This is a genomic window from Winogradskyella alexanderae, assembly GCF_020166335.1.
Lineage (GTDB): Bacteria > Bacteroidota > Bacteroidia > Flavobacteriales > Flavobacteriaceae > Winogradskyella > Winogradskyella alexanderae.
This window is the reverse complement of the sequence record NZ_JAIUJR010000031.1, coordinates 1-2,123: the sequence shown is the minus strand read 5'-3', so window position 1 is coordinate 2,123 and position 2,123 is coordinate 1. Positions and strand designations below refer to the sequence as shown.

Sequence of the window (2,123 nt, the reverse complement as noted above, 5' to 3'; positions counted from 1 at the left end):
TAGAGAGTATAAGGAAGACCCATTCTCCAATTATTGCTAAGGAATTTATTATCTTTTCATTCTCAAAGCAGAACTGCGTTTAGCGCTCTGTTGTAAAACATTTCGAAAAAAACTGATAAATCAAATTGACATATCGAAATCGAAACAAGCTGAAAAGTTAGTTTTTAAGCGATGGATTATTGAACGCATTGCTGAATATTTACTTTATGGAATGTTTGTAATTGCTTTTCCTTTCATCAGTTTTATGGAATTTAATTCAGATTTGACCAAAAATGAGCCGATTGGAATTTCTTTAATCTTTTTGACATTATCGCTTATACTTAGTTCTCTGCTTATCTACTCAATTCTGAATTTAAACACGCTGAAAAGGATTAAAGGTTTATCGAGAGGACAAAACACAAATCTGATTAAAAAAATTGCGGAGAAAAATAATTGGAATATCTATTCAAGCAATCAACAAATGACAATCCTAAATTTAAATTGGAAAGAATCAGGCGGATTTGATTGGGGAAAACAATTGACAATAATTTATGATGGAACTGATGTACTCGTGAATTGCATATCATTCGGACTTCACTCAAGTCCTTCACCTTTTCATTGGTTTGTGAATAAAAGAAAAATAAATAAACTAAAAACGGAATTTGAAAGCGGAATAAAAAACGTTTTACAACAACGGCTATAGTTCATTACGGCTGAAATTCCTAATCGGAATTTCGAGCCTTTTTGCTAAATTTATGGTTACGTCGGAATGATACTCGCGTACCATTCCGTAACGAAACCATAGCCAAAACCGTTAGCTAACATTTGAGAATGAACAAAATTATTACAATAGCATTATTTGGATTTATTATTCTGAGTTGCCAAAAAAAACAGAATGTTATTGACTTTGAATCTGAATTAAAATGGAAATCCTTCAAAGTCGTTAACTCTGGAATTGATGAGGATATGGAGTTTACTGATTCAATATACAGAAACTACGGATTAATGTTAATAGAAAATAATTATAGAATTGAAAAAATATCTGATTATTCTGCTAGACTATTTTTTGGCGAGAATTCATCAATCATTAAAGCTTCGGATTCCGCTTATTCAGATTTTGTAGTCATAGGAGAGAATATAAGTGATACTTTGCATTTAAAACAGAACAAGACTAAGAACGATTTAAATCTTTTCCAAGGAACTTGGGTTGAAAATTCAAAATTAAGCTATACAATTAAGGACTTATCTATTGAAATGAAAAAGAATGATTCTGTTAATAAGGAATCTGAATTAAGTTTTGATTTAACAAATAGGTATTTGAAGTTTAAGTTCAAACATTCAGAGAATAAGTTGGAATATATGTGGAAAATAGAATCGATTAAAAAGGATTCTTTGTTTATTAGCAAAAGCTATAAAACAGACACAGGTTGGTCGACCGTGAATAATAAAGTTCTTATAAAAAAACGTTAGCTAACAATGGCTATAATTCATTGCTACTACTCGCCTATCCCAAAAAATAGTTTAACTTTAAACGGCTGGATTTCTACGGTCGAAAATTCCGCTGGAATTTTCAACGCAACGAAATCATAGCCGAGACCGTTGTACGCAAGCTAAAAAAACGAACCTGAATTGAAATACTTCTTACTGATTTTTATGTTGACACTTAATTTGTCGAAGGCATTCGGACAAAGCTCTGACCGAACTTATTTATGGCACGGACATCATTATGGTTCTACATATTCTTATCAAGTTTCGCAAATCACCATCCATTCTGATTCAACCTATACTTGGAAGGTCTGGATAATGAATATTAAAAAGGAATGGAAAACGTACAAGCAATATGTACCTCAAATTAGTAAGGGGAAAATTACTCGAAATGGAAAATTCTACAATCTGACTGAATATCGGAATGGAAATAAAACCGACTATGACTGGAAAATAAAGATTATGGATAGACGACTGAAATTTTACTATCTGAATATAAAAGAAAAACTAAAATTAGGTGCTAAATATAAACGGATTGAATAAAGAGGACTTAAAGCCAGCGTACAACAACGGCTATAGTTCATTACGGCTGAAATTCCTAATCGGAATTTCGAGCCTTTTTGCTAAATTTATGGTTACGGCGGAATGATACTCGCGTA

The 2,123-nt window shown here is 31.9% G+C and carries 3 protein-coding genes; all 3 read left to right on the top strand.

The window, feature by feature from the left end; genetic code table 11:
• The first annotated feature begins 211 nt into the window (after positions 1 to 211).
• The 3 genes from LBU54_RS15220 (at position 212) to LBU54_RS15210 (ending at position 2,007) form a co-directional block, all read left to right on the top strand.
• The gene (locus LBU54_RS15220) at positions 212 to 682 is read left to right on the top strand and encodes a hypothetical protein (protein ID WP_224531966.1); all 471 of its coding nucleotides are present in this window, start codon (positions 212 to 214) and stop codon (positions 680 to 682) included.
• Positions 683 to 810: 128 nt separating this feature from the next.
• Positions 811 to 1,449 (top strand): hypothetical protein, encoded by a 639-nt coding sequence (locus LBU54_RS15215; protein ID WP_224531964.1) that lies wholly within the window; start codon positions 811 to 813, stop codon positions 1,447 to 1,449.
• 159 nt (positions 1,450 to 1,608) lie between these two features.
• Positions 1,609 to 2,007, top strand: coding sequence for a hypothetical protein (locus tag LBU54_RS15210; protein ID WP_224531962.1), 399 nt, complete (start codon positions 1,609 to 1,611; stop codon positions 2,005 to 2,007).
• The last annotated feature ends 116 nt before the right edge of the window (positions 2,008 to 2,123 follow it).